The sequence below is a fragment of the Psychrilyobacter sp. genome, from assembly GCF_049671765.1.
Taxonomy (GTDB): domain Bacteria; phylum Fusobacteriota; class Fusobacteriia; order Fusobacteriales; family Fusobacteriaceae; genus Psychrilyobacter.
Genome location: NZ_JBATVM010000194.1, coordinates 1 through 24100, shown reverse-complemented (window position 1 = coordinate 24100; position 24100 = coordinate 1). Strand labels below are relative to the sequence as shown.

The following is a 24100-nucleotide window of genomic DNA, read 5'->3' as shown; positions in this document are numbered from 1 at the left end:
GGATCTATCGTAGGTGGATTTGCTCATGAGCAAGTATTCGCATTAGCTGATAAAGTAGTGGATGCAGTTAAAACTGGAGCAATCAAGAAGTTCTTCGTAATGGCAGGTTGTGACGGAAGAATGAAATTAAGAGATTATTATACAGAATTTGCAGACAAGTTACCAAAAGATACGGTAATCTTAACAGCAGGTTGTGCAAAATATAGATATAATAAATTAAACTTAGGAGATATCGGTGGAATACCAAGAGTATTAGATGCAGGACAATGTAATGACTCTTACTCTTTAGCTTTAATCGCTCTTAAATTAAAAGAAGTGTTTGAATTAGAGGATATAAATGAACTACCAATTGCATATAATATTGCATGGTATGAGCAAAAGGCAGTAATAGTATTATTAGCTTTATTATCATTAGGTGTTAAAAATATTCACTTAGGACCAACATTACCAGGATTCCTATCTCCAACAGTAGTAAACGTATTAGTTGAAAATTTTGGGATAGCAGGGATTGGATCTGTTGAAGATGATATTAAATTATTCATGGGTGAATAGACCTCACCTAAATCAGGAGGGAATAGAAAATAACAGAAAGACCACTAGGATTTTCTAGTGGTCTTTTTAGTATAAAAGTTTTTAGTTTATATTTCGTATAATTTACTATATTTTTCGATTAAGTGGTCTACATAATATTTTGAATTAGGAGTTTCTCCTGTGGCAATTTTCATAATTTCATTTGGATCTTTTAGTTTCCCATATTTATGGATATTTTCTCCTAAATATTCTTTAATTTCTTTTAATTTCCCTTCTTTTAAGATAGTATCCACATCTAATTTATCTCTCATTGTATTCATTATCTGTGAGGCATTAGCACTTCCTAGAGCGTATGATGGAAAATATCCAAATAATCCGGCAGCCCAATGAACGTCTTGTAGAACACCATCAGAATCATTAGGAGGAGTTACTCCTAAATATTTTTCCATTCGTTCATTCCAAATTTTTGGTAGTTCTTCTGGAATTATCTTACCTTCAATAAGTTCTTTCTCAATCTCATATCTTAGGATAATATGTAATGAATAAGTCAATTCATCAGCTTCAACTCTAATTAAGTCAGATTGACTTTTGTTGATAGCTTTATAAAATTTTTCTAAAGGAATATTTTTTAAATTTTCAGGAAAAATTTCTTGTAATTTCGGATAGATTGGGATCCAAAATTCAAAGCTTCTGGCAATTAAATTTTCATATAATCTAGATTGAGATTCATGGATACCCATGGAATTTCCTCCGCCTAATCTAGTTTCCCAGATACCTTCTCCTATATTTTGTTCATAGAGAGAATGACCTGATTCATGGATAGTTCCAAAAAGAGACGGTTGTAAATCATTTAAAAAATATCTAGTAGTCATCCTTACATCATATTTATTGAGCCCCATAGAGAATGGATGTGCACTTTCTTTCAATAAACCTCTTTCAAAATCAAAACCAAGATATTTTGCTATGAATATAGAAAATTCTTTTTGTTTTTCAATAGAATAGTCTAGCTTTAAAAGATCGTTAGATATAAAATCTTTCTTTTGGTTAATCTTTAAGATAAGAGGAACAAGTTTATCTTTTAAATTTTCAAAGAATATATCGAGCTGTTTAACAGTTATCCCAGGTTCATAATCATCTAAAAGAGCATCGTAGGGATGTTCTTGATATCCTTTATAATTTACATATTTTTGTTTATATTGAATGATTTTTTTTAAAAATGGTAAAAATAATGAAAAATCATTTTTTTCTCTAGCTTCTGCCCATATAGGCTGAGCTTTAGATAAAAGTTCACTATATTCTTTATATTCGTTTAGAGGTATTTTTTTGATATTTTCGATGTCCTTTTTAGTTTCAATGACAATTTTTTTATGGATGGGATCTAAAAGGTCCAAATTTTCGAGTAAAAGATCTAAATTTTTATTGAATTTGTGATTAGTTAAAATTTTATGGGATTCACCACTGTAAAACCCCAGAACTTTGGAAGCTTTTCTAATCCCTTCTTTTGGTGATCCAGTTTCTAAATCCCAGTAAATAATCGATGATGCATATTCGTAATTACTTAGTTCCTCTAATTTATTGATTACATAATCTAGTGTTTCTTGATATTTCATTTCTTAACCTCCCTTATGATCTAGTTACTTTTTATCTAAAATCAAATTATTTAAAGATGATTTTGTTTCTCTTTTAGTTGGATCGATTAGACCATATTCAACCATTAATTTAGAATCAGTTAAGTTGTTATTGTTGTCGAAATAGTCTTGTCCAATAAATGAAATGTAGGTAGAACCTACAATCCAGGTATGTTCATTTCCTCTAATAGAGAAACTGTCATAATTTTCTTCAAAAGGGGTAGAGTTTGGTTCTCCCCATTTTTTAGAATATTCTTCAAATAAACCCTTTACATCGGCTGATATAACCTTAGTTGTATCAAAGGTCGTTACTATCTTATAGAGTTGATTATCTACTAGATAAAAAACTACCTTGCCTATTTTAGTATCTTTTGGGTAGTAGTTATATTTTGTGACTTCGTTACTAGTTGTAAATTCACTTTTCACCTGAGGATAAAAACCTTTGATGGCATCTATAGTGAATCCCCATCCTAAAGTTTCAAAATTTGGGATGGCAAAGGTTAGACAGGTTACTAAAAAAAACAATGTTATAATTTTTTTCATTAGTTTTTCTCCTCAAGACCGATAGATTTAGCTTTTTTTAGGAGCTGGTTCGAAATATCTTCGATAAGTCCTTGAGTACTGAAATCCTTAAAAATTTTAATGTTATCTATGATGTAAAGGGTATCTTCGATCTTCATTCGACCACAGCCAATAGGCATTCCAAAGTCGTATAAGATAGCATAATATGAATCTTTAATCTCTTCAATCTGTGCATCTCCTGTAACTTCTTTCATTATTCTAGAGTAGGACATAAACATAAGTGGTCCCTTTCCAACTTCTACTTTAAACATATATTCCTCCTGATTTTTTAATGCTATATTTGTAATTCATTATTTATTATATCATGAAATTTATATCATCTTGTGAAAATCAAATTAAATTTATTGGATAATTTTTCATTCAAAGAATAGCCATCTGAATTAAAACTTTTGATTTCATCGGTAGAGGTGATCTTGTTTTTTATTATATAATTTAGCATCATACCTCTTCCTTTTTTAGAATAAGTACTGACTGATTTATAGAGACCTCCTTTTTCTTCTTTAAAATTTACAGTTATCATTGGTTTTTCTATGAGTTTAGAAAATTCTTTAGAGGCTAAATTTAAGATGAGGTCTTCATCTTTGAAATATTCATTTATTTCGTTTTTCCAAAATTTATATAAATTTTGATCCTTTAGGAGCTTCATATTCATATCTAGTCTATATTCTTTTATAAGATTAGAAGGTTCTATTATCCCGTAGAGAGCTGAAAGGATGACAAGGTGGGTATTTATAAAATTGAGATCTATCTCGTCATAGTTGTCTAAATCAAGCTGTTTAAAGGATACCCCATTATAAGCTTTTATGGCTTTTTTAGTATTGGCACCTTCAAATTTTTCATATATATCTTTCACATGATTTAAGGTGTTTCCTTTTACCTTCATTATCTTAGTTATTTCATCTAGTGATAGAGTTTTTAAGGTTTTTAAAAGAATATTTGTTTTATCGGTAAAATTTATTTTAAGTGGTTCGTTTTTGGAATTTGAAAAATCCATTGATTTTGCAGGTGAAAATATAATTTTCATATTGGCCTCCTATATTATTATTACTTCAATTATAATACAAAATAAGGAGGAATTCATAATTTTTATCTATTTAAATATTATATTGAATAAAGGGGAGAGATAGTTCACTTTCATCAATTATCTTTATCTAATTCTTATTTGACAAAGTATAATCCTAAATACTATACTTGTTATAAAAATAATGGCGATTTATAAGTATGGAATAGTAGACATTATGTGTTGAGGAGGAGTTAGTATGAAGTATAATTTTGATGAAAAAGTTGATAGAAAAAATAATCATTCTGCTAAGTGGTCAGAAATGGATAAAAATTTTGTTTCAAATGATCTTTGGCCTATGTGGATAGCAGATATGGACCTGAAAACAGCTCCAGAGGTAACTAAGGCTATGGCAGAAAAAGCTTCAGAGGGTATTTTTGGTTATGTTTATAGACCAGATGTCTACTATAGGAGTGCTGTGGGATGGTGTAAAGATAGATTTTCTTGGGAGATAGAGACAAAAAACCTCATTCATACTCCAGGAGTAGTACCGGGAATATCTCTTATTATAAGACTATTAACGAATCCCACGGATAAAATAATGATACAAAATCCTGTATACTATCCATTTACAAATGTAGTAAAGAAGAATAACAGAAACCTTGTGGTAAACCCATTAATCAAAGATGAGAGTGGATATTATACTATGGATTATACAGATTTTGAGGAGAAAGTAAAGGATCCAGATTTAAAGTTTTTTATTCTTTGTAACCCGCATAATCCAGTGGGAAGATCTTGGAAGAGAGATGAACTTGAAAAGATAGGAAAGATCTGTTTAGAAAATAATGTAAGAATAATTTCAGATGAGATATGGAGAGACCTTGTAATGCCTGGGAATATACATACTCCAATGTCTTCTATCTCAAAGGAGATAGAAAACATTACAATTACTTGTTTTTCTGCAGCTAAAACTTTTAATTTAGCTGGACTTCAGGCAGCATTTTTACACTTTCCAAGACTAGATGAGAGAGAAATAATGGATACAGAGCTTGGGATATTAGATATAAAAAGAAATAATCCGTTTGCAATTGTTGCGGTGGAAGCAGCTTTTACAAGGTGCCATTCGTGGGTAGATCAACTGGTAGAGCATATAGACGGAAATATGGATTATTTGGTAGATTATATTTCTAAAAATCTAACAAAAATAAGGGTAAGAAAACCAGAGGCGACTTATCTTGTTTGGCTTGATTTTTCAGACTATGGCCTAAATAAAGATGAACTTTCGAGACTAATGCAGGAAAAAGGAAAGGTAGCATTAGATGATGGTTATTGGTTTGGAGTAGAAGGAGAAGGGTTTGAAAGAATAAATGTAGCGTGCCCGAGGTATATGTTGGAAGAAGGAATGAAGAGAATCAAGAAAGCAGTGAGTGATTTATAAACTTCTGAAAAAGGAAAAGGCTTAAATCCGATAACCTTAGGATTTAAGCCTTTTTCTATTACACTAATTATTCAACTATATCATGAGGTTTTTCTTTTGTGTTTTTGATAAGATATAACTCTTTTATTAAAGCGAAACTAGGAATAGCAATAATGATTCCTAGAGCACCCCAAACACTCCCACCAAGAGTAACGGCTGCGATAGTCCAAAACATACTAAGATTTAAGCTATTTCCTAGAATTTTTGGTTCTAAAACCCAAGCATCAAATTGTTGTAATAATGCTAAAAAAATGATAACTAAAATGGTGTTGTTAGGATTGGCAAATAATGCTATAGTTGCTCCTAAAACAATCCCTATAAAAGGTCCTACATAAGGGATAAAATTAAATAGAGTAATAAATATGCCTAGTAAAATAACATAAGGAATGTTTAGGACAGATAACCCAATCATAGCAATTCCTCCAATTATTATTGAATCTAATGTTTTTCCAGAAAGATATCCTAAAAAGACTCTTTCGATTTTTTTAGATAAGATACTTACTTTATTAGATGTGTTTTCAGATAAAAATGTATCTAAAATATCTTTTGTTAACTTATGAAAATATTCCTTGTTTCCTAAAAAGAATATAGAAAAGATAAGGGAAAAAACTAAACTTATAATTTTTGCTGTGACTCCTAAAAACTGGCCGATTAGGAAAGAAAATTCTTGTTGTAGAAAAATAAGTGATTTTTGTTGTAGGAGCAAAAGTTCGTTCAAGATGTTGATATCTTTTAAAAATGGTAGAAGATGTCTATATTTATCTACAGAATTTTCAAATATTGATATATATTTTGGATAATTTTCTATTAGATCTGCTATATTTCTTGTCAATCTAGGAATTATAAATGAAAAGAATAATCCTAAAAGAAGAATAAGGGTGAAATATAATATTGAAATACTATATTTTCTTTTTATCTTTTTATTTTTTTCTAAAAATTTAAGGATGGGGTTTAACAAAAAAGCAATAATTCCACCATATATAAATATAGAAAAAAATGAAAAGAATTTATTGAAAGTAAGGGTTATAGCACCTGAATTATTAAGTCTTGTATAGATTAAAATTAAAATTATCCCTGTAAAAAGGGGTTTGCTTATTTTTTTCATTTTTACTCTCCTTTTATCTAAAATAATTTAATATAAACAACTATATTAAGTTGGTTTTTGAAGTGTTATTTAATTTTACCCGATATAGTGGGTAAAATCAAACTAAAGTATTAAATTTTTTTTATAATTAGATACTTTTAGTCCACAAAATAGAAGTTGGAAGAAACCTATTTTAATTGCCAAAATTCATTAAATGTTATATAATACAATATAAAACTATAAAGGAATTAGGTGGTAAAAAATGAAAAAAGGTGTAAACAAAGATAAACCCAAAGGAACAGAATACAATATATTGAAAGCTATAAAAAAAACAAAGAGATTTGCTGAGGTAAATGAGGCAGCTAGAAGAACTGATAAAAAAAGATTAAACTCAGAAGCTAGAAAAGAAAAGGATGCAAAACAAGCTAAGATAGACGCTGCTAAGCAATTAACAATGGTAGGATATAAGAAAGGTTATATTTTAGTAGAAATAGATGGAAAGGTAGAAAAAAGAAAGCCCTTCTATCCAAAGATAGTTTTTACAAAAGATAACTATAAAACTCATGTTGGGGATATAGCAATAAAATTATACGGAAACCATATCAGAATAAGAGAAATCTTAGGATATAAAAATATCGTAAAGGAATTGGTATTTGAAATCGAAGGGACTTTATAATATGGTTAAAAAACTAATTATTAGATGTCCAAAATGTAAAAAAAAGATGAAAATTAGTGACAAGCCTGCTAAATACAAGTGTCCAAGTTGTGGAGAAGTTTATAAGTATACGGCAATAAAAAAAATAGTTGGATATCCAGGAAAAATTGTAGCTGGGATATTTCAAACTGGAAGAGACATAGTCATAGGAGTGAAAACTAAGTATACTATGGCTAAAAATACTGCTAAATATGTGAAACAAGTCAAAAAAAATATGAAAGCAGATCCTAATTGGTCCAATGTAAAAAAAGAAGAAAATAGAATGAAAGAAGCTGAAAAATCGAATAAGAAATCATTTTTTAGCAAATTTAAAAAAAAATAACTCTAAGATAAAAGATATTAATCCCTGATTATTCAGGGATTTTTTTGTTCTGTAATTAGTTTTGATTATTGGTTTTTGAACTCCTCTAAATTAAGAAATAGTAAAATTTGGAAATTGGAAAAACATCTCTATCTATGGTATAATTTTATGATTAAATGGATAGTTATGTACTAAATGATACTTAGAAATAAATATGAAAAATAGTAATAAGAGGTGAAAATGGATGATAAAAATATATATTGCTCCTATGGCAGGAGTAACAGATTATACATATAGAAAAATTATGAATGAATTCCATCCAGATTTGATGTTTACAGAGATGGTAAGTGTAAATGCAGTGAAAATGGCTAATGAAAAGACAATAAAACAAATGCTTAGATTGTTACCCAATGATGGTGTACAGATTTTTGGTCGGGATATAGATGTTATGGTGGAATGTGCCAAATATGTGGAAAGTTTAGGAGTAACTTATATAGATGTAAATATGGGATGCCCCATGCCTAAGATCACAAAGAATGGTTATGGTTCAGCTCTATTAGAGGACCCAGAACATATAAAAAAATTAATGACAGCCATAAAAAAGGCATTAAAATCTGAAACAAAATTATCTATGAAGATAAGAATAGGTTATAAAGAACATAAAAATCCGGTAGAGATAGCCAAGATAGCAGAGGAACTAAATCTACATCATATTACAGTCCACGGTAGAACCAGAGAACAGATGTATAGTGGAACAGCTAATTGGGAAACTATAAAGGAAATAAAAGAAGCAGTTTCTATACCTGTTATTGGAAATGGGGATATATTTTCAGCTGAAGATGCCTATGAAAAAGCAACTGAATCAGGAGTAAATGGAATAATGTTAGCTCGTGGAATATATGGAAATCCATGGTTAATTCAGCAGATAAGAGAAAGGTTTGAAACTGGAGAAGTGACAACAAAAGTAACATATATCGATAAAATAGATATGGCATTAAAACATATAGAATATATGAAGGAAGATTATCCTGAAAAGAAATTTAATTTTGAAGTAAGAAAACATCTATGCTGGTATCTAAAAGGTGTAACCGGTGGAAGTAAGATAAAAAATCTATTGAATAAGATAGATAACTACGATGAGATAAGTGAAATACTTATAAGGTTGAAAGAAAAATTAAAGGAATATAATGTAAAATAAAAAAAATAAAATTAAAAGTGAGGTTTAGAATAATGAGTAAAGAGACACCACTCATGAAACAATATAAAGAGATAAAAGAACAAAATAAGGAGAATATCTTATTTTTTAGATTGGGAGATTTCTATGAGATGTTTTTTGAGGATGCTGTGATTTGCTCAAAAGAATTAGGAATAACCCTAACTAGTAGAAATAAAGAAAAAGGTCAAAATGTACCTTTGGCAGGAATACCATATCATTCAGCAGCAGGATATATATCAAAATTAGTGGCCAAAGGGTATAAAGTAGCTATATGTGAACAAGTAGAAGCTGCTAGTGAAGCCAAGGGTCTTGTAAAGAGAGAAGTTATAAAGGTTATTACTCCTGGGACTGTAATAGACACAGATTATTTAGATGACAAGAGCAATAACTATCTTTTAGGGATAATTATTAGAGAAAATAAGGCTGGAATATCTTACCTTGATATAACTACAGGAGAATTTAAGGTAACGGAGTTGGAAGGAAAAGATATAATATCTAAAGCTATAAATGAGATCTATAAACTATCTCCTACAGAGATATTGGTAGAAAATAGAACTTTGGAGAGATTTAATGAGGATTTTAGTGACTATAAAAAATTAAACGAAATTGTCATAAATCCTATAAATAAAATAAAAAATGCAGGTGAGATATTGAAAAAATATTTCAATGTGATATCACTGGAAAGTTACGGGATAGAAAGGGAAGAACTAGCTGTAGAAGCTGGTGGGTTTGTTTTAGAATATGTATTGGAACTACATAAATACAATGAGTTACCTATTCAAACGATCTCTTATGATAATAGAAATAACTATCTGGAGTTAAATCTAGCTACCCAAAAGAACCTAGAGTTAGTAGAAAATACAAGGGAAAAAACTAATATGGGAACTCTATTATGGGTTCTAGATAAGTGTAAAACATCTATGGGAACTAGGATGCTAAAAAAAATGATAAAAAACCCTCTTTTAAATATCGATGAGATAGAAAAAAGACAGGGAGATATAAGTTATTTTATAGATGAGGTTTTGGTCCGTGAAGATGTAAGGGAAGGACTAAAGAGTATCTATGATTTGGAAAGACTCATAGGTAAAATCATCTTGGGAACTGAAAATGCCAGAGACATGATAGCTATAAAAAAATCTATAAAATCATCACTAGAAGTTATAAAAATTCTAGGAAAAAATCAGATGTTTACTACTGATATAAAAAAATTGGTGGAGATCTATAATCTAATAGAAACATCTATAGTGGAGGAACCACCATTTTCTGTCAGAGAAGGTGGGATGATTAAAACTGGTCATAATGAAATTTTAGATGAACTTCACACTATCTCTAAATCGGGGAAAAATTATATACTGGAGATAGAAAAAAAAGAGAAGGAAAAAACAGGGATTAAAACTCTGAAAATAAAATATAATAAAGTATTTGGTTATTTCTTGGAAGTGAGTCGTGCTAATTCTCACTTGGTACCAGATGAATACATAAGAAAACAAACTCTAACAAATGCTGAAAGATATATAACTCCTGAATTAAAAGAATATGAGTCGACTATATTAAATGCTAAGGGGAAAATAGAAGGTCTCGAATATGACCTTCTAAAAGAGATATCAGGTAAGCTAGTAGGAGAAATAAAATTGTTACAAAAACTAGCATTTGGGTTAGCTTATGTAGATGTAATAGCATCTTTAGCTGATATAGCTACTAAAAATAACTATGTGTGTCCAAAAATAGTAGTGGGATATGATCTTGAGATAAGAAGTGGTCGTCATCCAATTGTGGAAAAACTCATTGTAGGAGAGGACTACATAAGTAATGATATTATATTAGATGAAGAAACCAAGGTAATTGTTCTGACCGGGCCAAATATGGCAGGAAAATCTACCTATATGAAACAAGCTGCCCTTATTATATTAATGGCTCAAATGGGTTCTTATGTACCGGCTTCTAGTGCAACTATAGGTATTGTAGATAAGATATTTACAAGAGTTGGAGCCAGTGATGATTTGGTAAGTGGACAATCTACATTTATGGTAGAGATGAGTGAAGTGGCTAATATAGTAAATAATGCTACAGATAAATCTTTTGTTATTTTAGATGAAGTAGGTCGTGGAACTTCTACATTTGATGGACTATCTCTAGCTAGTGCTATCACAGAATATATCCATGATAATCTAGGATCTAAAACTATATTTGCTACCCATTATCATGAACTTACAGAATTGGAATATAAATTAAAATATCTATCTAACTATAGAATTGAAGTCAGTGAAGCCAATGATGAAGTGGTATTTCTTCGTGAAATAGTAAAAGGTGGAGCCGATAAATCTTATGGAATAGAGGTAGCTAGACTAGCTGGATTGCCTGATGAAATACTTCTTAAAGCAAAACAACTTTTACAAATATTGGAGACAAAAAAAGCTATAATTGAAGAGAAAATAGGATCTGAACAACTATCACTATTTGGAGGGGTACCTATAAAAATTGAGAAGCCAAAAGTTATAGAACCTCAAATAAGTAAGGGTGAAAAGAAAATTTTATCTGAGGTGGCTAAATTAGATGTAAATAATCTGACACCATTAGATGCTATGATGAAATTAAACGAACTTAAGAATTTATTAGTGGACTAGTAATTTTTTAAATCGAGAAAGAGCAATCATAAAAAGGATAGATTTGTTGTGATTAAAAGGGGGGGAATATGCTCAAAAAAATATCATACTATATAAGTGGAATACTTCTAGTGGTTTTTGTCTACTTTAACTACATAAAAGAACCGGAGCAAATAGAGAAAAAAAGTGAGGAATCCCTTATAACTTCAAATGTGTCTTATGATGTGGAAAATTATCACGTAGAAGCGGAAAAGCAGATCGATGATACTGTAAATGACAGAAGAACCTTTAAAAAAGCTGCTGCTATATTTGACAGAATGAAGTTATCTGGCGATAATGCCTTGGTAGATAGTACGAATAATATATTTTTAGAAAAAAATATAATGGGAATATCAAAAAATGGATGGAAAATAGAAGCTGAAAAAGCTAATTATAACCATAAAACAGAGAAGATTTATGCCAGTAATCAGGTAAAAGCATATAACGAAAATGAAGGGATAACTCTTTATGGGAATTCATTGATTACAGATACAAAGTTAGAGGATTTAAACTTAAAAGATGACATAAGAGTGGTCACAGATAAGATGCAACTCAGTGCAAATTTAGTGAATTATAATGATACTACTAAAATTTTGGATGTAAAAGAAAACATCAGGATAAGAGGGAGAAAATTAGGAAACTTACAAACAGATGAAGTATCTGGTCACTTTAGAGAAGCTAGATATGATGGGATAAAGAAAACTATCCATGCCCAAGGTGATTTTGTTGTATATTATAAAGGGGCAAACCTTAGAGCTAAAGACTTTAAATATAATGAAATTACAGGTGATTTTACTATCTCTAAAGATATAGTGATAGAATTTGAAAACGGAAACTTAGTTGCAGAGAAGATAAATTACGTGGCTAATGAAAATAAGATGTATTTCACGGGACCTCTTAGGGGTAAAAATGGTGACTTTAATTTAGTAGCTGATAATGGAGTATATGATAATTTGAGTGGGATACTCAAAATAGATGGTAACATTAAAATTGATAATAAAACAAGTAAACTTTTAGCTGATAGTGGAACTTATGATACCAAAACAGGGGATCTCTACATGACTTCTAAAAAATTAGTGAGCTATGAGGATTTAGATAGAAAAATACTGACTAAAAATTTTACTTATAACAGTAAAACAAAGGAATTAAAGCTATTAAATAGTTATGATTATAAGGACACAACCTATGAGAGTATAGGAAAAGAACTTTATTATGATGATGGAACAAAAATTGGAAAAGTTATAGATGGAACCTTTAAAGGGGATCAGATAGATGGTCGAGCTAATAAGGTTGACTTTAACTTAGAAAAAAAAGCATATGTATTTACAGGGGATGCTATGGTTACTTATAGTGGTTCTATCTTAAAAAGTCAAAGGATAGATGTAGATGACCTTAATAAGAAAGCTAATATCTATGGTAAATATACAGTTTATAATCCTAAGGATAAGATAACTTTTTATGGTGAAAATGCTGAATATAAAATAGATACAGGGGACTTGATCTCTAATGGAAGAATAAAGGTTGTTCAAGATAAAAAAGTTATGACTGGTGAAAACTTAAGCTATAATTCCAATACAGGATTAGGGAAAATAGAAAAAAACAGAGTTATTGTAGATGAAGACGGATCTGAAATGGTAGGAGATCGAGGAGAATTTGATACTAATGACTATGCTGAAATAATTGGGAACTTAAAGATAACAACAAAGGATGCTACTCTTTATGCCAACCGTGGAAAGTATATATTTGCTGAAGAAAAAGTAAATATACCTGGAGATATTAAGATAATATCTAAAGATGGAAAGGCAAACATGAACGACGGGATTTATTTTGTAGCTGACAAAAGGGTTAAAGCTAAAAACTTTTCTGGAATAAGTGGAGATAAAAAAGCATCTGGTGATGAGGTAAATTATTATATCTCAAGACAGGTCGCTCAGCTAAATAAAAATGTAGTAGTGCAAAATCCAGGGATGAAATTTACAGGAAGCCAGGTGGAATATTCCTTTATTACAGATGATATATATACTTCGGAAAAATACAAAATCTATTATGCAAACTATATAATAGATGGAGAAACTATGAAGGGGAATATGAAAAGTGAGATATTAGATGGAACGAAAGTGAATCTAGTGTCATCTACAGGGGAACAACTTTATGGTGATTTTATGTTCGGGGATCTAAAGAATAAACAGATCGATCTAGATGGGAATGTACGTGCTATTGCTTTTAATATAGATAAGAAAACGCAAAAAAAAGAACCTGTTAAGATAAGGGGAGATACAATTAAGATATTTTTATATGAAGATGTCAATGGGAAATTATCTATTTCAAGATCTGAGATAAAGAAAAAGGGGATCTATGAATATCAAGATATGACTCTTTATTCCGACTATATGGAAGTAGATCTAATAAAAAAACTAGCTTTAGGACGTTATGGAAATCATCTAAATATAGGTGAAACAACTGACGTTAAATCTGAAATTACTGATATCGATATGAATACAGAGATAGCAATTCTTATAAATAATGTGGAATTTAAAAATATAAATAAAGATGGGAAGATCATGACTGCATCATCTGATAAGGGAAAAATATTTAATAAAACTAAGGTTGCTGTTTTACGAGAAAACGTAGTGGCGGATACCATAGAAAATCATATTGAGTCTGATTCTGCAAAATACTTTATGGAAACAGGGATATTAAATGCTGAAGGAAATGTAAGAATAGATTATAAAAAGTAGGAGGTAAAATTTGAAAAGAATAATTGCTCACGATCTGTGTAAAAGCTATAAAAAAAGACGAGTTGTAAATAAAATAAGTTTAGAAGTGCGTAAAGGAGAGATAGTTGGGCTTTTAGGACCTAATGGAGCAGGTAAAACTACTACTTTTTATATGATTACAGGGATTGTAAAACCTGAATCGGGGAAAGTTTATTTCAATGAGCAGGATATAACTGATTATCCCATGCATAAAAGAGCTAATATGGGAATTGGGTACTTGGCTCAAGAACCGTCTATATTTAGAGATCTAAGTGTAGAAGATAATATCTTGGCTATATTAGAGATGAGAAAGATAAAAAAAGAAGAAAGAATTAAAATAAAAAATGACCTGTTAGAGGAGTTTAAATTGACCCACGTGGAAAAATCCATGGGTTATTCCCTTTCGGGAGGAGAAAGACGAAGGGTTGAAATCGCTAGAACAATAGCTAATAATCCTGATTTTATTCTTTTAGATGAACCGTTTGCAGGGGTAGATCCAATAGCTGTAGAGGATATTCAAGAGATCATTAGATATTTGAAAAAAAGAGGGCTTGGAATATTGATCACTGATCATAGTGTAAGGGAAACATTGGGAATAACCGATAGAGCTTATGTAATGGCTGAGGGTGAACTCCTAATAAGTGGATCGCCTGAAGAAATAGCCAATGATGAAAGAGCTAGAAAGATCTACTTAGGAGAGGGATTTAAATTAGATTAGATTATCTGATTTTTCACTAACTAGATGTGATATAATAAAAATTAAGAAAAAAAAATACATACTTCTTTTATTATTTTTTTTATGAAACTATAGATATTATAATATTTATAGAAATGAAATTAAAAAAATACAGGAAAAAGAGTTAAGATAAAAGAATATATGAAAGTATCTGCCTAGGGGAAAAGATGATTTTAAGATTTAAATTTTGGAGGATAGGATGAATAATTTAACGGGTAATGAGATCAGAAGAAAGTTTGTAGAATTTTTTGAAGGGAAACAGCATAAGCATTATGAGAGTGCTTCATTGATACCAGATGACCCAACGCTGTTATTAACAGTAGCTGGGATGGTACCTTTTAAACCCTATTTTTTAGGACAAAAAGAAGCTCCTACACCGAGAGTGGTTACACACCAAAAGTGTATCAGGACTAATGACCTTGAAAATGTAGGAAGAACGGCTAGACATCATACTTTTTTTGAGATGTTAGGAAATTTCTCATTTGGAGATTATTTCAAAGAGGAGGCAATAGCTTGGTCTTGGGAATTTATCACAGAGGTATTAAAATTAGATGCAGAAAAGTTATGGATATCTGTATTTACAACAGATGATGAAACAGAAGAGATCTGGAACAAAAAAATTGGTGTACCAATGGAAAGACTGGTAAGATTAGGTGAAGATGATAACTGGTGGTCAGCAGGACCTGTGGGATCGTGTGGACCTTGTTCTGAAATTCACGTAGACCTAGGAGTAGAGTATGGAGGAGACGAAAACTCGAGATTAGGAGATGAAGGTACAGACGATAGATTTATCGAGATATGGAACTTAGTATTCACTGAGTATAACAGAATGGAAGATGGGTCATTAGAGCCATTACCAAAGAAAAACATAGATACAGGAGCTGGTCTTGAGAGAGTAGCTGCAATGGTTCAAAAAAAATCTAATAACTTTGAAACTGATCTAATTTTTCCTATCATTGAAAAAGCAGGAGAATTGACAAATTCTAAATATACATTTGGAAAAGATGACAAGATTGACTTTTCACTAAAGGTAATATCTGACCATATCAGAGCCATTACATTTATGATAAGTGATGGAATCTTACCTTCAAACGAGGGAAGAGGATATGTTCTTAGAAGGATCTTAAGGCGTGCAGTAAGACACGGAAGATTATTGGGAAATAACGAAAACTTCCTATATAAATTAGTGGATACCGTAATAGAATTAATGGGAGAAGCTTATGAAGGTGTGGTTAAAAATAAAGATCACATTGTGAAAATGGTAAGAATTGAGGAAGAAAAATTCTCAACTACTTTAGATCAAGGAATGGTTATTGCATTAGATGAGATTAAAAAAGCTAAAGCAGAAAACAAAACAGAATTAGACGCTAGTGTAGTATTTAAACTATATGATACTTTTGGATTTCCATATGAACTTACAGAGGAAATTTGTGAGGAAGAAGAAGTAACTATTTCTCATGAAGATTATCTTGTAAAAATGGAAGAACAAAGAAAAAGAGCTAGATCATCTAGAGAAGTAATAAAAGAAGCTGGACAAGATTCGTTTATAGAAGAGTTTTTTGATAAATATGGTAAAACTAACTTTGTTGGTTATGAAATGTTTAAAACAAAAGCTAAAATTTTACATGTAAAAGACAACAATGAAGGAAATTATACAATAATTTTCGACCAAACTCCATTTTATGCTGAATCAGGTGGACAGTCTACCGATACTGGTAAAATAATTGGAGAAGATATCTTTGGAGCAGTTACTAGTGTAAGAAAGCAAAAAGATATATTTATCCATACTGTAAAAATGGCTGAAGGTGGAACTGAGTTGAAAAAAGGTTTAGAGTTAGAGTTATCTATCAATAAACATAGAAGAATAGAGATTAAGAGAAATCATACTGCAACACATATATTACACCAAGCTTTAAAAGAAGTTCTTGGAGATCATGTACAACAAGCAGGATCGCTCGTATCTCAAGATAGATTAAGATTTGATTTTACTCACTATGAGGCTGCAACAAGAGACCAAATAAAAGAAGTAGAAAAAATAGTAAATGAGCAAATATTTAGAAATGTTCCTTTGAGTGTTGAAGAACTTACAATGGATGAGGCTAAAGAAAAAGGTGCAACAATGTTATTTGGAGACAAATATGGAAATAAAGTAAGAGTTGTAGAAATACCAGGATTTTCTATGGAACTATGTGGTGGTACCCATGTAGAAAGAACTGGAGAAATCGGATTATTCAATATATTAACTGAAACTGGTATTGCTGCTGGAGTAAGAAGAATAGAAGCAACTACAGGATTTACTTCATATAAAATAGTAAATGCAATGGAAGATGGTATAATTGAACTAGCTAAAATATTAAAATCAGATCCTTATCATGGGCATTTAATTGCTAAAGCACATAAAGTAGTAGACGACTTAAAGGTTGCAAATAAAGAAGTCGAAGCACTTAAATCTAAATTAGCAGGATATGAAGCTAACTCATTATTTGATAATGTAGAAGAAATAAATGGTGTAAAAGTTTTAATTGCTGGATTTAAAGGTAAAGAAGCTGGAGGATTACGTGAGATCGTAGACAAAGCCAAAGATAAATTAGGTAGTTGTGTAGTGATTTTAGGAACGGATAATGGAAAAGCTGTATTTGCTGTAGGAGTAACTAAAGATCTTATGGGGAAGGTAAAAGCTGGAGATCTAGTTCGTGAAATTGCTAAAATTGCTGATGGAAATGGTGGAGGAAGACCAGATTTCGCTCAAGCAGGTGGAAAAAATGGAAACAAAGTTCCTGAAGCTTTAGAGGTAGCAAGAGCTATGTTACAAGAGAAACTATAATTTCCTAGAAAATAAAAAATGGTCACAGAGCTACACAGAGGATAAAAAAAGTCACACGGAGAAAATCTCTGTGAAATTCTAATTAATATTCGTATAATCTCTCTGTGTCCCAAAATATTTTTTTGATTTTAATCCTTGGGGATTAGTGGCAAAAAAAGAAGTAAAAGTAGGAGTAAATTTATGTATAAAAGATATCTGTCTCTAGATGTAGGAGATGTAAGGATAGGAGTGGCTAAATCTGATATAATGGGGATGATAGCAACACCTTTAGAAGTAATAGATAGAAGAAAAACAAAAGCGGTAATGAGAGTAGAAAAACTCTGTGAGGAGAATAATACTAAGAGTATAGTTATTGGAATTCCAAAGAGTCTAGATGGTACAGAAAAACGTCAAGCTGAAAAAGTAAGAGAATTTATGGAAAAACTAAATAAAAAGATAGATGGATTGGAATTTATAGAGATAGATGAAAGATTATCAACAGTATCAGCAGATAAAATGTTACAAAATAATGGTGTAAAGGGTGCTATAAATAAAAGAAAAACAGTTGATCAGGTAGCTGCTGCGATTATTTTACAAACATATTTAGATATGAAAAGATAAAAAAATGTGATAAAAAGTTGAAAATTAAATTTTTAATTATCAACTATTATTTATAAAAGGTTATAACCAAAGTATCTAGCAGTGAATGGCATCAACAAAATTTACTGTATAAATTCAGAACTTTGAAATAATTCGGCTAAAAAAGCCGTAGGGGAGGCAGGAAAAGTGGCTAGAATGAGAAAAGGGTATATGTACAGAATAATATTTGTAGCAATAGTTGTACTAAGTGCTGCATGGTTTACAGTTACTAAACCAGTAAATTTAGGATTGGATCTAAAAGGTGGAGTATATGTATTACTCGAGGCAAAGCCTGAAAAGGGACAAAAATTAGACAATGAAGCTATGGGAAGACTTATTGAAGTGTTAAATAGAAGGGTAAATGGTTTGGGAGTATCTGAATCTTCTGTTCAAAAAGTAGGAGATAAAAGGGTAATGGTTGAATTACCTGGAATAACCGATACAGAAAAAGCCATAGACATGATTGGGAAAACAGCACTTATGGAATTTAAGATAAAAAATACCGATGGAACTTTAGGAAAAACATTGTTGACTGGTGGAGCATTAAAATCTGCAGCAGTATCTTATGACAACATGGGTAGACCTCAAATTTCATTTGAAATGACTTTGGATGGAGCAGCAAAATTTGCTGAGATAACAAGAGACAATATAGGAAAACAACTTGCTATTACAATGGATGGAATTATCCAAACTGCTCCTAGAATCAACAGTGAAATTGCTGGTGGGCAAGGAGTTATTACAGGTAACTATACAGCTGAGGAAGCTAAAAATACGGCATCATTACTAAATGCAGGAGCGTTACCAGTAAAGGCTGAAATTTTGGAAACTAGATCAGTAGGAGCTACATTAGGAGATGAATCTATAGCCCAATCAGAAACAGCTGGGATGATAGCTATAGGACTTATCGCCATATTCATGGTTGTTTTCTATAGATTACCAGGGTTGGTAGCTGACTTAGCATTAATTTGTTTTGGTCTTATTACTTTTGCAACACTTAATTTCTTTGACGCTACCCTTACATTACCAGGGATTGCAGGAATAATCCTTTCAGTAGGAATGGCAGTAGATGCCAACGTAATTATATTTGAAAGAATAAAGGAAGAATTAAGATTTGGGAATACAGTAATGGCCTCTATAGAAGCTGGATTCCAGAAGGCATTTAGCACAATAATGGATTCAAATATCACAACCCTTATAATAACAACAATCTTATTTACCTTAGGAACGGGACCTGTAAAAGGATTCGCAGTAACGTTAACTATCGGTGTACTTGCATCGATGTTTACAGCTATCACAATAACTAAGGTATTACTTAGAGGATTTACAATGTTATTTAAAATAGATAAACCAATCTTATTTGGTGTTAGGGGGAAAGAATAGTGAAAATAAAAATAATTGAAAACAGAAAAAAATTCTTTACATTCTCAACTATATTGGTAGTGTTAGCTCTAGTTTCGTTGATGTCTAAAGGGATAAATTATGGGCTTGACTTTACTGGTGGAAACCTTATCCAAGTTAAGTTTGAAAAAAATATGGGATTAAAAGAGTTAAATCCTATATTAGACGAGATTTCTAAAGAGATCCCACAGTTAGATAACAACAGTAGAAAAGTACAAATTTCAGATGGGAATGTAGTTATTGTAAGAACACCAGAAATGAGTGAAAGTGTAAAAAACAATTTCATGAAAACTTTAGAAAAAAAAGGTGGAAAATTTGATTTACTTAGATCTGATAAAGTAGGAGCTTCTATAGGGCAAGAATTAAAGACTACAGCAATAACAGCCTTATTTGTTGGGTTGATCTTAATAGTTGGATATATTACTATTAGATTTGAATTTAAATTTGCACTAGCAGCAGTAATAGCTCTTTTCCATGATGTTATAATCGCTGTAGGGGGAATAGCATTATTAGGGTATGAAGTAAATACACCATTTATAGCAGCAGTTTTAACTATCTTAGGATATTCTATAAATGATACAATAGTTGTTTTTGATAGAATCAGAGAAGTACTAAAGAAAAAGAAAGTAAGTTCGTTAGGAGAAGCTATCGATCTAAGTGTCAACCAAACTTTGACAAGATCAATTAATACTTCATTTACAACATTCTTAGCTATCTTGGCTATCTTAATATTTGGAGGAGCTAGTTTGAAAGTGTTTATTACTACTTTATTAATAGGAGTATTAATAGGAACATATTCATCTATTTTCTTGGCTAGTCCAGTTATTTATCTATTAGATAAAGAAAAAAAAATAGACGAAATAGGAAAGAAATAAAATCTGAAAAATCAATTTTAAATAGAGAAAAATAGACGAGTAAATTAAAAAAAGTCTGAACATTATAGGAGAGACTGATTCAATAGATATTGAATCAGTCTTTTTATATTTTAGGTGAAATTTTATAAGAATTAAAATAACAGTTTGTGTTATAATTAAGAGTATAAAAAAAATTAAAAAAGGTTCTGAGGAGATATAAAATGGCAAGAGTCATGCTAAAAAAAGGGAAAGAAAAGAAAATTCAAAATTTTTATCCAAATGTGTTTAAAGATGAAATAAAGCAAATAATGGGGGCAGTTAAAACTGGAGATATAGTGGATGTATGTAGTGAAGATCTTACATTTATTGGTCGTGGATATGTTGTAGAAAATACCAATGCTATGGTAAGAATTTTAACAACTAAGGAAGAAACTATAGATAAAAAATTTATATTAAATAAGATAAAAGTGGCATATGATAAAAGAAAATATTTAAATGAAGAAACTAATTGTATCAGAGTATTTTTCTCAGAAGCAGATGGAATACCTGGGTTAATTGTAGATAAATTTGATAAATATTTATCTGTACAATTTAGAAATTCAGGTGTAGAAGCATTTCGTCAAGAGATCATAAATGCACTGAAAAAAGTAACAAAACCAAAGGGAATCTATGAAAGAAGTGATGTAGAAAATAGAACCCATGAGGGAGTAGAACAAAAAACAGGAGTAATATACGGTGATATTCCAGATAGAGTAACTATGGAAGATAATGGTTTGAAATATACTATCGATATAGTTGACGGACAAAAAACAGGATTTTTCTTGGATCAAAGGGATTCTAGAAAATTTATAAGACCGTTTTTAAATTCGAATACTAGATTTTTAGATGTATTTTCATCTAGTGGCGGATTCTCTGTGGCAGCACTTGCTGAAGGGTGTCAAAAAGTTGTAGCTGTAGATAAAAATCCTCATGCTTTAAAATTATGTCTAGAAAATTATGAATTAAATGGTTTTGAAAATAAATTTGAAGTAGTAGAGGGAGACGCTTTTGCGATGTTAAAGACATTATCAAATAGAGGAGAAAAATATGATGTAATAACTCTAGATCCTCCTTCATTGATAAAAAAGAAAATAGATATACAGAGAGGAAGAGATTTCTTCTACAAATTATGTGTAGATAGTTTTAAAATGATGGAAACCGGTGGGATATTAGGAGTTATAACTTGTGCTTATCATATGAGTTTAGAGGATATAATGGAAGTTACTAGAATGGCAGCTTCTAAAAATGGTTTATGTTTAGAAGTGATAGGAATAAATTATCAGCCTGCAGATCATCCATGGGTTTTACATGTACCAGAAACACTTTATTTAAAAGCTCTTTGGGTGAGAGTAATCGAAAGATAGAACCATAGGAGGAATTATGTATATAGATATTATAGCTGGAGTTATCCTAATATTAGGAGTGTTAATAGGTTTTAAAAAGGGTTTTTTCTTTGAGGTTTTGTCATTTTTTTCTTTGATATTAAATGTGGTTTTAGCTAAGAAGTGGACTCCTCATGTTTATAACTATATTAGTGAAAGTATTAAAATAAAGGAGCACAATGTTGTATATTTTTTAACTTATTTGGCTCTATTATTAGGGCTTTATATCGCGACCTCGATTATCTTATCTATTTTAAGAAAAATTCTTCCTAAGATGTTTATGGGATTAACAGATAGTGTTTTAGGTGGAATTTTAGGTGGGATAAAGGGTTCTTTTATAATTTTTGTACTCCTAATATTTTTTAACTTACTATCTAGTATGGTTTCACAAATGGAAGAATATTCTAAAGATAGTAGAGTAAATAAATTTTTTTTGAAGAATGTTACTAAGCTAGAAGGATACTATCCTGATGCTGTAAAAGAGAAGTTAGAAGAACTTGAATTTAGAAAAAGTGTAGAAAAACAAATCAAAGAATATATGTCAAAATAAGGGGTATTTTATGAAAATAATAGATAAATATTTGTTTAATCAATTAAAGATGCCTGTTTTATTTGGGATAAGTCTATTTACATTTATATTTTTAATAGAAATGATGGTAAAAATGATGGAAAGTATCTTAGTTAAGAGGGTTCCGGCACTAGAGATGCTCCATTTACTTACATACTATATCCCACCGATATTATCTCAAACTATACCTATGGGATTTTTTCTAGGGGTGATGATAACCTATAATAAATTGACTTCAACCAGTGAAAGTGTGGCTATGGTATCTATAGGGATGAGTTTAAACAAAATATTAAAAGTTCCATTTTTTATGTCAATAGGAATATTTTTTCTAACTATTTTTTTACAGGAAAAAATAATACCCGAATCTTTCGTGAGAGCTGAGACTTTAGGGATAGAGATTGCTACTGAAACACCCTCATTTCAACTGACTGAAAAGACCTTTTTAGAAAATGTAGGTGACTACAGTATCTATATAGATAAGTTAGATCCTAAGACTAATCAAGCAAAGAATGTTGTTATTTTTCAAAAGAGCAAGGATGACATTTATCCTAATGTCATGCTAGCAGATAGAACTACTTGGAAAAATGGTGCTATGACCTTAGAAGATGCAACTTTCTATCAATTAGATGGAGAAGGAAAAGAAAAGTTAAGAGGAAGTTTTGAGAGTCAAGTTCATCCGCTGACTTCATTTCTTTCTGATTTTGATGTAGAAATAAAGGAGATAGACACTATGTCTGTTGTGATGCTTCTAAAAAATATAAAAAAACTAAAAGAGAATAAGAGTATAGCTAAAGATATCTTGCCTTACAGGGTAGAATTACAAAAAAAATTAGCATCTCCATTTTCAGCCGTGTTTTTGGGTATTTTAGGAGTGCTGTTTTCTTTGGGACACCATAGGAGTGGAAAAAGTGTAAGTTATGGGCTTAGTATGGCGGTAATATTTATATATATAACCTTATTTAATGTAGCGATAGTATTGTCTAGTAAGGGAACTGTTAACCCAATAATTGCTATATGGTCTCCTAACTTACTTTTAGGAACCCTTACAGGAATCATGTATATTAGAAAGGTAAGGAGAGGGTAGATGAAAAAAATAGATAGATATATAATGATTAGATTTATAAAGTCAGTTCTATTATCCCTCTTTGCTTTTGTAGGGATTTTTATACTATCCCAAATTTTTAAAATAATAAATTATGTAACTTCTGGAAGGATGACAACTCTTGAAGGTGCTCAATATATGATAGCTTTGGTTCCAGAAATATTGGTACAGGTAGCACCTTTAGCAGCATTATTAGGTGGGTTAATAACAATAAATAAGATGGCTAGTAATTTAGAAGTAATAGCATTAAAAACTTCTGGGATTAGTTTTAGAAGGATAGTTTTACTTCCTGTAATTGCCACATTTATCATGGCAGGAGGAGTTTTTTTTATTAGTAACTCTCTGCAACCAAAAGGAATAAAATTAGCTAGAGAGTTAAAGAGAAAAAATCAGATAGATGAAGATAAAATTCCTGTGGAAAAAAGTAATGTGTATCTTAGGGGAAACGGAGATTATATCTATCATTTTGACTATGTAAATAGAGAGACGAATACGGCTAGAGGGATAGAAATTGTAATTTTGAATAAAAAATTTGATGCTATAAAATCTATAATCACAGCTAAAACAGCAAGATACACTACTGATGGAAGATGGGAACTAGATGAAGCCAATGAAAATAGGATAAATGAAAGAAAAATAGTCTATCA

At 30.7% G+C, this 24100-nt stretch carries 20 protein-coding genes and 1 pseudogene; 16 read left to right on the top strand and 5 right to left on the bottom strand.

The window, feature by feature from the left end; genetic code table 11:
• A pseudogene (locus tag WBG30_RS09750) lies at positions 1-552 on the top strand (hydroxylamine reductase); the annotation flags it as partial.
• A gap of 86 nt (positions 553-638) precedes the next feature.
• On the opposite strand, the gene WBG30_RS09745 reads toward WBG30_RS09750, so the two are convergent.
• From WBG30_RS09745 to WBG30_RS09730, 4 genes are all read right to left on the bottom strand, one after another.
• On the bottom strand, positions 639-2141 hold the full coding sequence (locus tag WBG30_RS09745; protein ID WP_424504462.1) for a carboxypeptidase M32: 1503 nt from the start codon (positions 2139-2141) through the stop codon (positions 639-641).
• Positions 2142-2165: 24 nt separating this feature from the next.
• On the bottom strand, positions 2166-2702 hold the full coding sequence (locus WBG30_RS09740; protein ID WP_424504461.1) for a hypothetical protein: 537 nt from the start codon (positions 2700-2702) through the stop codon (positions 2166-2168).
• The gene (locus WBG30_RS09735) at positions 2702-2992 is read right to left on the bottom strand and encodes a hypothetical protein (protein ID WP_424504460.1); all 291 of its coding nucleotides are present in this window, start codon (positions 2990-2992) and stop codon (positions 2702-2704) included. The genes WBG30_RS09740 and WBG30_RS09735 overlap by 1 nt, the downstream gene beginning before the upstream one ends.
• 65 nt (positions 2993-3057) lie before the next feature.
• Complete coding sequence (locus WBG30_RS09730; protein WP_424504459.1) at positions 3058-3765, bottom strand: YaaA family protein; 708 nt, start codon at positions 3763-3765, stop codon at positions 3058-3060.
• A 235-nt stretch (positions 3766-4000) separates the two neighbouring features.
• Between WBG30_RS09730 and WBG30_RS09725 the strand changes: the two genes are divergently transcribed.
• Positions 4001-5179, top strand: a complete 1179-nt coding sequence (locus tag WBG30_RS09725) for a MalY/PatB family protein (protein WP_424504458.1) — start codon at positions 4001-4003, stop codon at positions 5177-5179.
• A 67-nt stretch (positions 5180-5246) separates the two neighbouring features.
• Here WBG30_RS09725 and WBG30_RS09720 read toward each other — a convergent pair whose 3' ends face one another.
• A complete protein-coding gene (locus tag WBG30_RS09720) occupies positions 5247-6323 on the bottom strand; it encodes an AI-2E family transporter (protein WP_424504457.1) in 1077 nt (358 codons plus the stop codon).
• Positions 6324-6564: 241 nt separating this feature from the next.
• Between WBG30_RS09720 and WBG30_RS09715 the strand changes: the two genes are divergently transcribed.
• From WBG30_RS09715 to WBG30_RS09650, 14 genes are all read left to right on the top strand, one after another.
• Positions 6565-6978 carry a hypothetical protein gene (locus tag WBG30_RS09715; protein ID WP_424504456.1) on the top strand — a complete coding sequence of 138 codons (414 nt, stop codon included), beginning with the start codon at positions 6565-6567 and terminating at the stop codon, positions 6976-6978.
• 1 nt (position 6979) lies between these two features.
• A complete protein-coding gene (locus tag WBG30_RS09710; RefSeq protein WP_424504455.1) occupies positions 6980-7339 on the top strand; it encodes a hypothetical protein in 360 nt (119 codons plus the stop codon).
• Between the two features lie 223 nt (positions 7340-7562).
• The gene (gene dusB / locus WBG30_RS09705; RefSeq protein WP_424504454.1) at positions 7563-8516 is read left to right on the top strand and encodes a tRNA dihydrouridine synthase DusB; all 954 of its coding nucleotides are present in this window, start codon (positions 7563-7565) and stop codon (positions 8514-8516) included.
• Positions 8517-8548: 32 nt separating this feature from the next.
• Positions 8549-11158 (top strand): DNA mismatch repair protein MutS, encoded by a 2610-nt coding sequence (gene mutS, locus WBG30_RS09700; RefSeq protein WP_424504453.1) that lies wholly within the window; start codon positions 8549-8551, stop codon positions 11156-11158.
• Positions 11159-11226: 68 nt separating this feature from the next.
• The gene (lptC, locus tag WBG30_RS09695; protein ID WP_424504452.1) at positions 11227-13914 is read left to right on the top strand and encodes an LPS export ABC transporter periplasmic protein LptC; all 2688 of its coding nucleotides are present in this window, start codon (positions 11227-11229) and stop codon (positions 13912-13914) included.
• 10 nt (positions 13915-13924) lie between these two features.
• Positions 13925-14650 carry an LPS export ABC transporter ATP-binding protein gene (gene lptB / locus WBG30_RS09690; protein WP_424504451.1) on the top strand — a complete coding sequence of 242 codons (726 nt, stop codon included), beginning with the start codon at positions 13925-13927 and terminating at the stop codon, positions 14648-14650.
• Positions 14651-14867: 217 nt separating this feature from the next.
• Positions 14868-17492 carry an alanine--tRNA ligase gene (gene alaS / locus WBG30_RS09685; RefSeq protein WP_424504450.1) on the top strand — a complete coding sequence of 875 codons (2625 nt, stop codon included), beginning with the start codon at positions 14868-14870 and terminating at the stop codon, positions 17490-17492.
• A gap of 180 nt (positions 17493-17672) precedes the next feature.
• The gene (gene ruvX / locus WBG30_RS09680) at positions 17673-18092 is read left to right on the top strand and encodes a Holliday junction resolvase RuvX (protein ID WP_424504449.1); all 420 of its coding nucleotides are present in this window, start codon (positions 17673-17675) and stop codon (positions 18090-18092) included.
• Between the two features lie 189 nt (positions 18093-18281).
• Positions 18282-19490, top strand: coding sequence for a protein translocase subunit SecD (gene secD, locus WBG30_RS09675; RefSeq protein WP_424504463.1), 1209 nt, complete (start codon positions 18282-18284; stop codon positions 19488-19490).
• The gene (secF, locus tag WBG30_RS09670) at positions 19490-20383 is read left to right on the top strand and encodes a protein translocase subunit SecF (protein WP_424504448.1); all 894 of its coding nucleotides are present in this window, start codon (positions 19490-19492) and stop codon (positions 20381-20383) included. Before secD ends, secF begins: the two co-directional genes overlap by 1 nt.
• Before the next feature lie 200 nt (positions 20384-20583).
• A complete protein-coding gene (locus tag WBG30_RS09665) occupies positions 20584-21765 on the top strand; it encodes a class I SAM-dependent rRNA methyltransferase (protein WP_424504447.1) in 1182 nt (393 codons plus the stop codon).
• A gap of 16 nt (positions 21766-21781) precedes the next feature.
• Entirely contained in the window at positions 21782-22333 is a 552-nt protein-coding gene (locus tag WBG30_RS09660; protein ID WP_424504446.1) for a CvpA family protein, read from the top strand.
• 10 nt (positions 22334-22343) lie between these two features.
• Positions 22344-23435, top strand: coding sequence for an LptF/LptG family permease (locus WBG30_RS09655; RefSeq protein WP_424504445.1), 1092 nt, complete (start codon positions 22344-22346; stop codon positions 23433-23435).
• Positions 23436-24100, top strand: a 665-nt coding sequence (locus WBG30_RS09650) for an LptF/LptG family permease (RefSeq protein ID WP_424504444.1), incomplete at its 3' end; no start/stop codon positions are given.